This is a genomic window from Mesorhizobium sp. KR9-304, from assembly GCF_040049215.1.
GTDB lineage: Bacteria > Pseudomonadota > Alphaproteobacteria > Rhizobiales > Rhizobiaceae > Mesorhizobium_K.
Map to the genome: position 1 here is coordinate 231,916 of NZ_JBDZDN010000002.1, position 12,146 is coordinate 244,061.

Here is a 12,146-nt window from a genome sequence, read left to right on the forward strand (position 1 = left end):
CTATGAGTCAATTTTCGTTCACAACGGCGCAAGTTGAGACATTTGCACCGACTGGAACTAAGATCGACCAAGGAACGGTATTTTTCTACAAACGAGATGCTAGTTGGTTGTACTTGGTAACCAACTGGCATGTGGTCACCGGTCGCTCCCCGTTTGAACCAAAAAAGAGCCGAACAGGCGCGGTGCCTGTCCGGCTCCATATGCTTCTTCACAAAAATATCGGCCCCGATACGTTTAGCGTCTCGCAGAAATTCGACTTCTCTCTTTCGATCAACGACGAGGAAGGCGAGAGCCCATACTGGATCGAGCATCCGGAGCTAAAATATAGAATAGACATTGCCGTAATTAGGCTGCCGAACGACGGTAAACTGGAGAAACAGGCAACATTTCGGTTTCTCGCCGAAGATAAAGACATAGAGACGAAATATACAATCGAGCCGATGGCCGACGCTTTTGTGATAGGGTACCCTTGGGGTTTCTCTTCCGGAGATGGTGTCATACCTCTTTACAAGAGGGGTAGCGTTGCCTCCGACCCGCGCCTGAACTATGGCGGTCTCCCACGCTTCTTAATCGATTGCCGTACTGCTGCCGGAATGTCCGGGGCGCCGGTACTCGCAAGTCGACATGGTATTTGGGTACCCAATGGAAAATTTGATGACAGCACGGTCATTGGTACTGTCACCAATTTCGCTGGCGTTTATTCCGGCCGGCTGGAAGCAAAACATGCTGACGCGGCTGCTAACGATGCAATTTCAGAACTTGGAATAGTCTGGAAACAATCCGCCTTAGATCGAATAATCGAGGCTGGCGTTCCAGGAACAAAAATCAGCGAGCTGTGAGAACTAAGCGTGCCGGGCACGCTGAACAGCATTCTCAAGCAGGCCGGCCTGAAGGATCGATAAGATGCGCTACGCGGTGGTGATAGAAAAAGCCGGCAACAACTATTCTGCCTATGTACCCGATCTGCCGGGCTGCATAGCGACTGGTGCTACCGTGGCGGAAACCGAGACGGAAATCCGAGACGCCATCCGCTTCCACATCGAAGGGCTGCGCGAGGACGGACTCCCCGTCCCCACTCCCGTCAGTCGCGCGGAATACGTCGACGCCTGATCGTTGGACGAAGCGCCCCGTTCGGGGCAGGGCAATCGCATATACCGGTGACGATCGTCATTCCGGGGCCGCGCAGCGGAACCCGGAATCCAGAGCGTCGGTGTCGAAGGAAAAGCGAGACGTCGCAAACATCCAGGAAATTCGAGCAGCGTCGGCACGCTGGATTCCGGGTTCCGCTGCGCGGCCCCGGAATGACGACGCAGAGCAAGTCCGCCGCTCCTACATAACCCATATACGATAGCCCTGCCGTTCGGGGGCGAGTAGCCGGTTCGCTCAGCGAATTCGCCATGCCGCGCAGGCGACATCCAAAACGTGGACTCATGCTCCCTGCCACGTGCGATTTTCAGCATTTGGCCTCCGCTTCGCACTCCAGCCAAGCCATTGAAATCGCTGCTCGCTTCGTCGAACGCCGCCCCGGACGCCCTATCCTCACCCAAGAAAATCCGTGAGCGCTTTTCCACGTCCTTCCCGGCCGAGCGATGATGTCGCCGTCTGGGTCAAGGAAGCGTCGATGGACTGGAATGCGGCAATCGAGAACAATCGCGAGGCGCTGAAGCGCGTGCTGGCCATGCTCGTCGCCATGGCCGGGCTGGATCACCGTCCCGCCACGCTGCCGCGCCATCTCCACCGTGCCGTGCTTTGCCTGCTGCGCCCGGCCGAGGCAGCGGTGCGGCGGCTGATCATCGCGGCCGCGCGCGGCATCGTCATCGCGTTGCCGCCGGAGTATCAGCGCAAGCCGCAACCCGCCCGGTCGATCCTGCGCAACGGCATCGGCACCGGCATCGTGATGCCGCGCGGCTTGCGGCCCAAGGCCGGCACAAGGCCCGCGCGGTTCTGCCTGCCGCTCACCGATCGGCTGCCGCGCTGGGGTGCGCCGCCGAGATCGCCGGCGTGCGGGTTTCCCCGCATCTCCATCCCCGGCCTCACCCGGCCGTCTCCCGTCCCGCGCGCGCCCGCGCCCGACGATCCGGTCGACGCCGCGCGTCTTACCCTGCGGCTTGCCGCGCTCGGCCGCGCGCTCGACGACCTGCCGCGAGAGGCAAGGCGCTTCGCGCGCTGGCGGGCTCGGGGCGTAGCAAGCAAGCCCGACGCCGCAGGTGTGCAAAACGGCCGCGACGCCGCAGGCGCGCAAAACAGAAAACCCCCCGCCACCGCAGGCGAGCAAGACACACCCCGCGCCGTCCGCCGGTTTCGCCGCGTCTGGCCCTTGCGCCCCGGCCGTCCACCCGGCGGGCTGCGCCGGCCTCGCCATGAGGTCCACGAAATCCTGAGCGTCGTCCACGGCCTGGCATTCTGGGCGCTGCAGCCGGACACGTCCTGACGCCGGCGGTTGCCGTTTGCCGGACGCACCGAAGTGGCCAGACTGCCGAAATGCAGCCGCTTGCTCGGCTTGAGTCGTCCCTACCGCACCGCGCCCGTCACGGTCGCATCCACCTGTCCCTGCCCGAACTCGCCCATCGCCGGCGGCAGCGCGGTGATCGGCCGGTCATGGATCTTCGCCATTTCCAGCAGGCCGGTACTGACGACGAAAACGACGACCGCCGCGGCGGTCAGCATGTTGCGCATCGAACTTCTCCGAAGGTGACGCGTCCTCAACGTAGCAGACGGGAATTGTTTCCCGCTTAAGCGGCATGGTTGCTGCTTTCTTGCCGTCCGGCCTTGCCGGCCCCCGCCCATCGGTCCACCTATGCTGGACTGGAATGCCTGCCGATCGGAAAACAGGCCCATGTTCGAGAAGGCTTTCCTCGTCTCCATCCACGGCCGCGTGCAGGGCGTCGGCTTCCGCATGTGGGCGGAGCGCGAGGCGCAGGTCTTGCGCCTGCGCGGCTGGATCAGGAACGAGCCGAACGGTTCGGTGACCGCGCTGGTCGGCGGCCCGGAGGAGGTGGTCGCCAGGATGATCGAGCTCTTCTGGTCCGGTCCGCCCGGCGCCGCCGTCACCAGCGTGGAGACCAAGCCGGTCAACCCCACAGACCTGCCTGATGGCTTCAGGCAGGTGCGATAGCCGCGCAACCCGTCTGCGTCACGGCAATGACCGGTGGTTGCATCAGCTTCGTGGCCAACCCCAACCGAATCGCTCCACAAGGTCGCCTTCGATCGAGGAAAACGTCCATGGCAAGCTGCACTGACAGGCAGGGTGACACTTGGGAGATTTATCTGGCCAGTGACGGCTGGCGCTGGCGGCGAACGGCCGCCAACGGCCGCATCGTCGGCGCCACCACGCAAGGCTATTCCAATCGCGGCGACTGCATCGCCAACGCCCAGCGTAGCGGCATGACTTGCACGCCCGCTTAGGGTGCCCGCCCCCTACTCCGCCGCCATCAGCGACTGCCCGCCGGCCCAGGCGCGCCATTGCGCCTCGCCGCCGTTGAACACGTTGAGGTCGATCTTGCCCTTCACGCCCTGCGACAGGCCGGAGCCCGAATATTGCCAGAACACGAAGTCGCGGCCGGGATAGACCTTGGAGGGATGCTGCGCCACAGCGCGCAGCCAGAACGGATAGTTCTGGAAATGCCCGCGCAGATTGTCGCGATAAAAATCCGGCGCGGTGTAGATGATCGGCCGCTGGCCGTAATGCGCCTCCAGCCGGTCCATGAAGACCTGCATCTTCTCGCGCCGCTTCTCCGCCGAGATCCGCCGCTTGCAACTCGACTGGCCGTTATATTCGACGTCGATGACCGGCGGCAGCGCACCAGCCACCCTCGGCACGTTGCGGATGAACCAGTCGGCCTGCTCGCCTGCGGTGCGGCACCAGTAGAAGAAGTGATAGGCGCCGCGCTTCAGTCCCGCCTTGTGCGCCTCGCGCCAGTTCTTCCTGAACATCGGGTCGAGATGGTCGCCGCCGTCCGTCGCCTTGATGTAGACGAAGTTGGCGCCCTGGCTCTTCAGCGTCTGCCAGTCGATGTCGCCCTGCCAGCGCGACACGTCTACCCCGTGCACGGCGTAGTTCTTCGGCGAGGCCTTGCCGAAATTGATCGGCTTGGCGTCGCGGAAGCGGTGCCGGTTCACTGGCCCGACCGGCGACTTCGCCATCGCCGGCTCTTGCGGAACGGCGAGCGCCACCTCCTCGACGGCCTCGACCGCCCTCGCCTCCCCGGCGCCGACCAGCGCGCTCGGCGTCACCGGCGGCATGCCGGCGTCGGCCAGGGCCGCGACTTCCTCGTTGATGGTCACGATCCGTCCCGGACCGGCCGCCGTTTCGGCGACCGGCGTCGCGGGCCGCGGAATGGAATTCGTGGTTTCCCTGGAGGGGCCGAGCTTGTCGAGGCCAAGTCCGTCAATGCCCGAACTCGACGTGCAGCCGGCGATGCCGACCGCGCAAAATCCCAGGCACGCAATGAGAAGAAACGAACGCATGTGGCCCCGTACGCGATACAAACACACGTATGACAGGCCTGCTTGTGCAGACCCAAAGAAGGACCACTAGCGGGGAAACACCAACAAAGTTTGAATCAAATCCTTAACGGCGGAGGCAGCAATCGCGGCTCCGCCGGAGTGAGCCGGGCGCTCAGGCCGGCGGTATCAGTAGCAGAGGCTGGCGCCCCGGCAGGACGAGATCACATGCGCGGGCGGCACCAGCCGTTTCTCGGTTGCGCGGACACGGTCACGTTCGAGCAGGCTGCGCAGTTCCTCGGGGCGCACATGATCGCGCGCCATCACCATTTGCACCATCGGATCTTCAAACAGTTCGTCCAGAACGGTCATCCTGCCCTCGGTCATCTTTCGCCTCCTCGAAAGCGCCCCGCTCTCATCCCTAGATAGGAATGCAAAGATGGCCCGCCAATGATCGTTAGGCGGCAATCTTGTGACTTTTTTCCAAACACCGCGCCGGAGCCGCCTCGTGAGCGGTGTCCGGCGCGGTGCGGCATGGCGTCAGGCCTTGACGAGGGAGCCTGGCGCGGACGCCTCCTCGCGCTCGCGCCGGTGCTTCCACCAGTCTCCGAGCAAGAGCAGGATGGGCGCGGCGATGAAGATCGACGAGGTCGTCGCGACGACGACGCCGAACACCATCGGGATGGCGAAATTCTCGACCGCGCTGCCGCCCCATATCGCCATGGGCAGCATGGAGAGCAGGATTGCGACAGAGGTGTAGATGCATCGCGCGAACACCTGGTTGATGCTCATGTCGATGATCTCGCGCAGCGGCATCTTTTTGTAGAGCCGGAGGTTCTCGCGCATGCGGTCGTAGACCACCACCTTGTCGTTCACCGAATAGCCGATGATGGTGAGCAGTGCTGCGATCGCCGTCAGGTTGAAGTCGAGCTGGAACAGCGCGAAGAAGCCGATCATCTTGGTGGTGTCGAGTATCAGCGTGGTGATCGCGCCGATCGCGAAATTCCACTCGAAGCGCCACCATATGTAGCCAAGCATGGCGAGCGCGGCCAGTACGACCGCCATGATGCCCGACTGCGCAAGCTCGCCGCTCACCTTGGGCCCGACGACATCGGTCTTGTCGAACCTCACGGCCGGGTCGAGTTTCCGCACCGCCTGCTTCACGGCGTCGACCGCCTTGGTCTGTTCGACCTCGCCGCCGTCCTGTCGCTGCACGCGGATCAGCACGTTGTTGTCGCCGCTGCCGACTTGCTGAAGCGTCACCTCGCCGACACCGATCGTGCTGAGCGTGCTTCGCAGTTGGGCAAGGTCGGCCGGCTGCGCGGTGGTGATTTCGACCTGGATGCCGCCTTTGAAGTCGATGCCGTAGTTCAGCCCCGGCTTCATGAACAGCCCGACCGACGCCACCGACAGGAAGATCGACATGCCGATGCCGAGATAGCGGCCCCTCATGAAGGCGATCGAGGTTTTTTGCGGAAAGAAGCGGACAAGCGGCTCTATCCTGATCGTCTTCAGTTTTTGCCGCCGCACCACCGCCGCCATCAATATCCTGGTGACCGAGACTGCCGTGAACATGGACAGGCAGGTACCGAGGAACATGGTGACGGCAAAACCCTTCACCGGTCCGGAGCCGAACATGAAGAGCAGTCCGGTCGCGATCAGCGACGTGACATTGGCGTCGACGATGGTCGAGTAGGCGCGCTTGAAGCCGTTGTCCAAGGCTGCGAAGGCGCTCAGCCCCTTCTTGGCTTCCTCGCGTATTCGCTCGTTGATCAGGATGTTGGCGTCCACCCCGAAGCCGATGCCGAGGATGATGCCGGCGATGCCGGGCAAGGTCAGCGTCGCGCCGATGATGTTCAGCACGCCGAAGGTCAGTATCAGGTGCAAGAGCAGCGCGAAGTTCGCGATCATGCCCCATGAGCCGTAGAGCGCGACCATGAACAGCACGACCGCCGCGAATCCGGCTATGCCGGTGTAGATGCCCATCTTGATCACGTCGCCGCCGAGATCCGGACCGACCGTCCGCTCCTCGATGACGGTGAGCGGCGCTGGCAGCGCGCCGGCGCGCAGCAGGGCCGACAGCGTCGCCGTCTCCTCGACGGTGAAGCTGCCGCTGATCTGGCCGGAGCCGCCGGTGATCGGTTCGCGGATGACCGGCGCGGAGAGCACTTTGCCGTCGAGCACGATGGCGAAGGGCCGGCCGACATTGGCGCTGGTGATTTCGGCGAATTTTCTGGCCCCTATGCTGTCGAAGCGGAACGTTACCAGCGGCTCGTGCGTACGCTGGTCGAAGCCCGCGCGCGCGTCGGTCAGATGCTCGCCATCGAGCGCGATGCGGTCCTCGACCGGATATTGGGCGCCGGACTTGGCGTCAGGCAGCATGGTCACGCCGGCGGGCACCGGCTCGCCATTGGCGGTGTTCGCCAGCAGATGGAAGCTCATCTTGGCGGTCGAGCCCAGAAGCTGGCGCAGCCTGGTCGGGTCCTGCAGGCCGGGAAGCTGGACCAGCATGCGGTTCGTTCCGACGCGCTGTATCGTCGGCTCGGCGACGCCCACCTGGTCGACGCGCTGGCGCACGATCTCGAGGCTCTGCGTCAGCGCCGCGTCGAGCCGGTCGTCGAGTCCCGCATCGGTCAGCGCAACCTTGATCAGGTTGCCGTCAGTCGTGATGGCGAGATCTCGCTGGCCGCTGATCCCCACCGGCGTCGCCATGCCGCCAAGCACCTCCTGCGCCTTGGCGAGTTGATCCGGATTGTCGATGGCCACGGTGATGGCGCCGGAGGAGATGCGCGCCGAGCGGGAATCGATGCGCTCCTTGCGCAGCGTGCCGCGCACGTCGTCGAGCAGCGAGCGCAGCCGGTCGGTCTTTAGCGCCGCCGCGTCGACTTCGAGCACGAGGTGCGACCCGCCCTGAAGGTCGAGGCCGAGCGTGATCTGCCGCTTCGGCACCCAGCCGGGAAGCGCCGCGAGCTGCCGGGGTGTGAACATGTTGGGAAGCGCGGCGATGACGCCGGCAAGAATGAGGATGACGTAAGTCACCACGACCCATCGTGGGGTGCGCATGTCTGATGATCCTGTCGATGGCCTCGCCGGCGCTATACGCGCGGTCGAAGGCTGCAATTTCTTGGACGTGGTCCGTCAGGAACCACGCCGGTCAGCAACGATCAGGATATGGCAGGGGGTGCGCGGGCATCGAAATCGGATGCCGCTGTGGAAGGAGCAGAAGCAAAGGCTTGGGCCGCGGATCCCGCAGCCTTGGTCGGAGCCGGAAGTTCCAGGACCCCGGAAGGCAGGAACGCTTTGGGCTTGCCGTCATCCCACGGCGCGGCCTTTTTGTCCCGTATTTCACTCGCAAGCAGTTGCTGCTTGGCAATGACCGGAGTGGAGCGATGTCCTCCGGTCCCGGCGTCGGTCGGAGACTGCGACGCGACTGGAACGGCCGTCGCCTGCGCAGTCAGCGGCCCGTATCCGCCGGCAAGGATGACGGCGAGCAACAGGAGAAGCGCCGACAGCGTGTCGGTCGTCCTTCCCCAAAATGCGTTGAGCCGCGTCATGTCGTTGGCCGGCGAAGTCCTGCAGACGATCGGCTGCATATAGTGCTGAATTCGGGCAATGGATAGTCCATTGCGGCGGGCCCTCAACGCGATGGCCTGCCGGTCACCCGGAAGGCGCCTGAATGGGCCGTCGTCGTGAAGGCGGGCGGGTCTCTCGACGCCCGCTTCCTGATCCTATAGCCCCTGACGGGCGATCAGGCGGTCGCGATATAGCTGCGGATGTCCTCCGCCTCGCGCTCGACATCCTCTATGCGCCGCTTCACCACGTCGCCGATCGAGATGATGCCGTCGAGTTGGCCATCCTTCTCGACAGGCAGGTGGCGGAAGCGTCCCCGCGTCATGATCTCCATGACCTCATTGACCGTATGGTGTTCGTTGCAGATGTTCACCTTCGGCGTCATCACCTGACGCACCGGATGGTCGAGCGCAGCGGCTCCCTCCCTGCCGATCACGCGCACGATGTCGCGCTCCGAGATGATGCCGACGATCTTGCGGTCCCCGTTGGTCACGACCAGCGCGCCGATACGCCGTTCAGCAAGGAGCCTGACCGCCTCCGACAGTTTCTCGTTCGGTCCGAGCGTAACGACATCATGCCCCTTGGCTTCGAGAATTGCTTTGACTGTCACGGCGTCCTCCTCCTGTTTTGGTTCGTTGACCTGCTGCTCCCGGCCCTTTGCGTTGAGAACAAGATCGTGCAGCCGGAACGCGGCCATTTCAAGAGGGCTGAAATCGGCTAGGCCCTCAGTCAGGTCCTCTGATCGAAGACCGATATGAAGAAGAAGCCGACGACGAAGCCGCCTATATGCGCCTCCCAAGCGATCTGGCTTTCCTCGCCAGGCACAATTCCGACCAGTCCGGTGACGAGATTGATCGCCATCCAGATGGCCAGGAAAGCGACGGTGCCGCGCATGGTGAGCACCGTCGAGATCGGCAGGACCGGACCTGCGAAAGCCGCCCGGCCCGACGAGCGATCGGTGCGGAAGCCGAAGCGGGCCGCCGCGCCCATCATGCCGGAAATCGCCCCCGAAGCGCCGATCAGCGGCGCCTGGCTGGTCATGTAGAGCACGTAGTGCAGCCCCGCGGCGGCGATCGAAGTGACAATCCAGAACAGCACGAAACGCGTCGGCCCGATCCGGTTGGCAAGCGGCGAGCCGAAGGCCGCGAGCCAGATCATGTTGACGGCCAGATGTGCGATGCTTCCGTGCAGCAGCGAATAGGTTACCGGGCTCGTAAATGCGTAGATGTCGATCGGGAACTCGCCCGAGTAGCGCAGCGGGATGAATGCCGCCTGCACGATCAGCCAGAAGTCCTGCTCGTCATCCAGTACGTAGAGCCGGACGAGGTGAATGCCCACGCATGCGATAATAAAGGCGATCACCACGCCAGGCAGGTTGAAGATCGGCTCCCTGCGCCGGGGCTCTTCGCCCTCACCGGGATCGCCGCCTGCCTGGATTTCTGGGACCGGTTCGGTCATGCGTCGTGATTCCGGTTGGGGCATTACCCGCGTGTAGTCGAGCCACGCCGAATCGCCAAAGAAAAACCGTCTCCGCCGCCGCGTGAACAACCCGAATCACAAAAGAAAAAACCGTTCAGAGTTTCCTCTGAACGGTTGGTCGAGTCCCCCGACCCTCCCCAGAATTTGACTGGAAGTGCTGTCCTAACCCCGGATTTAGTGTGTCATGGGTGCATTTCGGGCGCAACGTAAACCAACCGTTAACCTTAACGCCCCTGCGCCGTGAACAACAGCAAACCGTGCTGGCACGCATCCTGCTCCACCCGGCATGTAGGTCATCGGAGGGCGCCATTCTGTTCGCCGTTGGCACACCTGACGACAGAACGAGCGGAGCTTAGTGGTATGAAGCAGGACGGATCGATTGCGCTGTTCCACTATTGGAACCGCCTCCGCAAAGGCCGCCCGGCGCCCAAGCGCACCGAGATCGAGCCGGCCGACATCAAGACTCTGCTCACCGATACCTTCATCCTCGAGAGGGACACGCGCGGCGAGGCAGTCTTCCGCCTGGCGGGCACGAGGCTCTGCGCCATCTATGGCCGCGAGTTGAAGGGCTTCTCCTTCCCGTCGCTTTGGCGCGAGAAGGACCAGCGATTGGTCGCCCGCCTTGCCCATGGCGTCTTCGAATCGAACAGCGTCGTCGTCATCGCCTTCGACGGGATCAGCCGCAACGGGCGCTCTAACGCGTTCGAGATGGTTATCCTGCCGCTGGACGGCGGCATCGACAGCCCGCGTAGCCTGGGTGCGATATCGGCCGAGCACAAGCCGTTCTGGCTCGGCGCCGATCCGATCGTCGAAGCACAGGTCGAGTCAGTCCGCGTGGTCGATCCGGACCGCGAACCGATGTTCCTCAAAAACCGTCCCGCGATCGGCGTTCCGGCGCTCGCGCCGAGCGAGCTTCCTTCAGAGGGCGATGTGCGAACCGCCGGCTCACGCAGGATCCGCCACCTCCTCGTGTTCGACGGCGGACGAGGACAATAAGTCCGATTCGTAACCCTTCCGGGCACCGAACTTACCGCTTGTTAACCTCTTTGCCGCTACGGTCGGCGGTATATCTTCGCGCCCGGCGGAGGTCTTCAGCGGAGGTTGAGGGGAAGCGATGAGGTCAGCGGCGATTGACTATGCGCCGTCCGTGGCTGAAAGGCGGAATTTTCAACGCGTCCGCGTGAAGATTTATGGCCGCTTCATGCTTGAAGACCGCTCCGAGCATCCCTGCCAGGTGATCGACATGTCGCCCGGGAACGTTTCGTTGCGCACCGATCGCATGGGCCAGCCTGGCGAGAAGATCATTGCCTATATCGATCATATCGGCCGTGTCGAGGGCGTCGTAACGCGCACCCTGCAGGACGGCTTCGCTATGACTGTAATCGCGTCGGAGCGCAAGAAGGACAAGCTCGCCGCCCAGCTCACCTGGCTCGCCAACAAACACGAACTGGACCTGCCCGAAGACCGCCGCCACGAGCGCGTCGCGCCGCGCAACCCGATGAGCGTTCTGCAGTTGATCGACGGACGCCAGTATCCTTGCCGTATCATCGACCTGTCGCTTTCCGGCGCCGCGGTCGAGATCGAGGTCAAGCCAGCCATCGGCATACAGGTGACGCTTGGCACGATGCGCGGCCAGGTGGTGCGTCATTTCGAAGACGGACTTGCCATCGAGTTCGCCGTCATCCAGCGCCCCGAGACACTCGACACCGAGTTCGGCGGCCGCCTCTCCTGAAAACGAAGCCGTCGGAAACATATTTTTATGTGCCGGCATGACCTGACGCGGATGTAGCGGCTCATGCGCCAAGCCTTGCAATGCTTGGGCCGAGCGCTCTTGCACCGGTAATTTTAACCAAGACCGTTGCACGTTTTATTCTCAATTCTTTACAACTAGTTCTTGATTTTATTCAACATTCTCCGCTCGTTTTTGCGTCGAATAAATCGCCGTCTGCCATTGTCTCCTCGAACGGGGAGACACCACAATGATCAAGCGGGCGGGGACGCCGTTGCTCCTTGCGATGGCGATCGGGTTCGGCGCCTTGGGAAGCGTCGCCGAAGCCGGACAGGCTTTCATGCCTACGGGCGGCCGCACCACGCAGCCCGTCGGCCACTACGAGTTCTGTCAGCGCGAGGCTGAGGAATGCCGGCAGAAGACGTCCAGACAGGCGCCTGTAGAACTGACGCGCCGGCTCTGGGCGGCGATGATCGACATCAACAATTCGGTGAACGCGTCGGTAACGCCGCGCACCGATATTGAGATGTGGGGCAAGGAGGAAGTCTGGTCCTACCCCACCAATATCGGCGATTGCGAGGACTATGCGCTCGAGAAGCGCCGCCGCCTGATGGCGCTGGGCGTCCCGGCGGGCGACCTGCTGATGACGGTGGCGCGCCAGAAGAACGGCGACGGCCATGCGGTGCTCACGGTCCGCACCAGCCGCGGCGACTTCATCCTGGACAATCTCGAACCGCGCGTACTCGCGTGGTCGCAAACCGAATACACCTATCTGAAACGCCAGTCGGAACGGAGTTCGGGCGCCTGGGTCGCCATCGACGACAGCCGCGGCGCCGTCGCGGTTGGTAGCGTGAAGTAGCCCACCAGATAGAGGTCTCGCCCACGGGCGACACCTCGGCGGAAAAACCCGGTCGAGTCCCCACCC

Annotated in this window: 15 protein-coding genes; 8 read left to right on the forward strand and 7 right to left on the reverse strand. The window is 63.2% G+C overall.

Annotated features, from left to right (window positions below; translation table 11 throughout):
- Positions 1 to 2 precede the first annotated feature (2 nt).
- The 3 genes from ABLE71_RS13370 to ABLE71_RS13380 all read left to right on the forward strand — a co-directional run bounded on the left by ABLE71_RS13370 (position 3) and on the right by ABLE71_RS13380 (position 2,431).
- On the forward strand, positions 3 to 839 hold the full coding sequence (locus ABLE71_RS13370; RefSeq protein WP_348783933.1) for a trypsin-like peptidase domain-containing protein: 837 nt from the start codon (positions 3 to 5) through the stop codon (positions 837 to 839).
- Positions 840 to 903: 64 nt separating this feature from the next.
- The gene (locus ABLE71_RS13375) at positions 904 to 1,110 is read left to right on the forward strand and encodes a type II toxin-antitoxin system HicB family antitoxin (RefSeq protein ID WP_348783934.1); all 207 of its coding nucleotides are present in this window, start codon (positions 904 to 906) and stop codon (positions 1,108 to 1,110) included.
- A 445-nt stretch (positions 1,111 to 1,555) separates the two neighbouring features.
- The gene (locus tag ABLE71_RS13380; protein WP_348783935.1) at positions 1,556 to 2,431 is read left to right on the forward strand and encodes a hypothetical protein; all 876 of its coding nucleotides are present in this window, start codon (positions 1,556 to 1,558) and stop codon (positions 2,429 to 2,431) included.
- Between the two features lie 80 nt (positions 2,432 to 2,511).
- Here ABLE71_RS13380 and ABLE71_RS13385 read toward each other — a convergent pair whose 3' ends face one another.
- Positions 2,512 to 2,676 carry a hypothetical protein gene (locus tag ABLE71_RS13385; RefSeq protein WP_348783936.1) on the reverse strand — a complete coding sequence of 55 codons (165 nt, stop codon included), beginning with the start codon at positions 2,674 to 2,676 and terminating at the stop codon, positions 2,512 to 2,514.
- A 160-nt stretch (positions 2,677 to 2,836) separates the two neighbouring features.
- On the opposite strand from ABLE71_RS13385, the gene ABLE71_RS13390 reads away from it, so the two are divergent.
- Together ABLE71_RS13390 and ABLE71_RS13395 are read left to right on the forward strand one after the other, a co-directional pair.
- Complete coding sequence (locus tag ABLE71_RS13390) at positions 2,837 to 3,115, forward strand: acylphosphatase (protein ID WP_348783937.1); 279 nt, start codon at positions 2,837 to 2,839, stop codon at positions 3,113 to 3,115.
- 107 nt (positions 3,116 to 3,222) lie between these two features.
- Entirely contained in the window at positions 3,223 to 3,405 is a 183-nt protein-coding gene (locus ABLE71_RS13395; RefSeq protein ID WP_348783938.1) for a DUF1508 domain-containing protein, read from the forward strand.
- A gap of 12 nt (positions 3,406 to 3,417) precedes the next feature.
- Here the strand turns inward: ABLE71_RS13395 and ABLE71_RS13400 are convergent, their stop codons facing one another.
- The 6 genes from ABLE71_RS13400 to ABLE71_RS13425 form a co-directional block, all read right to left on the reverse strand.
- Entirely contained in the window at positions 3,418 to 4,467 is a 1,050-nt protein-coding gene (locus ABLE71_RS13400) for a GH25 family lysozyme (protein ID WP_348783939.1), read from the reverse strand.
- A gap of 165 nt (positions 4,468 to 4,632) precedes the next feature.
- Entirely contained in the window at positions 4,633 to 4,830 is a 198-nt protein-coding gene (locus ABLE71_RS13405; RefSeq protein ID WP_348783940.1) for a hypothetical protein, read from the reverse strand.
- A 153-nt stretch (positions 4,831 to 4,983) separates the two neighbouring features.
- Positions 4,984 to 7,506 (reverse strand): protein translocase subunit SecD, encoded by a 2,523-nt coding sequence (secD, locus tag ABLE71_RS13410; protein ID WP_348783941.1) that lies wholly within the window; start codon positions 7,504 to 7,506, stop codon positions 4,984 to 4,986.
- A 101-nt stretch (positions 7,507 to 7,607) separates the two neighbouring features.
- Positions 7,608 to 7,997 carry a hypothetical protein gene (locus tag ABLE71_RS13415; RefSeq protein ID WP_348783942.1) on the reverse strand — a complete coding sequence of 130 codons (390 nt, stop codon included), beginning with the start codon at positions 7,995 to 7,997 and terminating at the stop codon, positions 7,608 to 7,610.
- A gap of 194 nt (positions 7,998 to 8,191) precedes the next feature.
- A complete protein-coding gene (locus ABLE71_RS13420; protein WP_348783943.1) occupies positions 8,192 to 8,623 on the reverse strand; it encodes a CBS domain-containing protein in 432 nt (143 codons plus the stop codon).
- Between the two features lie 119 nt (positions 8,624 to 8,742).
- Positions 8,743 to 9,471, reverse strand: a complete 729-nt coding sequence (locus ABLE71_RS13425) for a rhomboid family intramembrane serine protease (RefSeq protein WP_348783944.1) — start codon at positions 9,469 to 9,471, stop codon at positions 8,743 to 8,745.
- Between the two features lie 381 nt (positions 9,472 to 9,852).
- Here ABLE71_RS13425 and ABLE71_RS13430 point away from each other — a divergent pair, with 381 nt between their 5' ends.
- The 3 genes from ABLE71_RS13430 to ABLE71_RS13440 all read left to right on the forward strand — a co-directional run bounded on the left by ABLE71_RS13430 (position 9,853) and on the right by ABLE71_RS13440 (position 12,080).
- A complete protein-coding gene (locus tag ABLE71_RS13430) occupies positions 9,853 to 10,488 on the forward strand; it encodes a PAS domain-containing protein (protein WP_348783945.1) in 636 nt (211 codons plus the stop codon).
- Between the two features lie 118 nt (positions 10,489 to 10,606).
- Positions 10,607 to 11,224, forward strand: a complete 618-nt coding sequence (locus tag ABLE71_RS13435; RefSeq protein WP_348783946.1) for a PilZ domain-containing protein — start codon at positions 10,607 to 10,609, stop codon at positions 11,222 to 11,224.
- A 247-nt stretch (positions 11,225 to 11,471) separates the two neighbouring features.
- Positions 11,472 to 12,080, forward strand: a complete 609-nt coding sequence (locus ABLE71_RS13440) for a transglutaminase-like cysteine peptidase (RefSeq protein WP_348783947.1) — start codon at positions 11,472 to 11,474, stop codon at positions 12,078 to 12,080.
- The last annotated feature ends 66 nt before the right edge of the window (positions 12,081 to 12,146 follow it).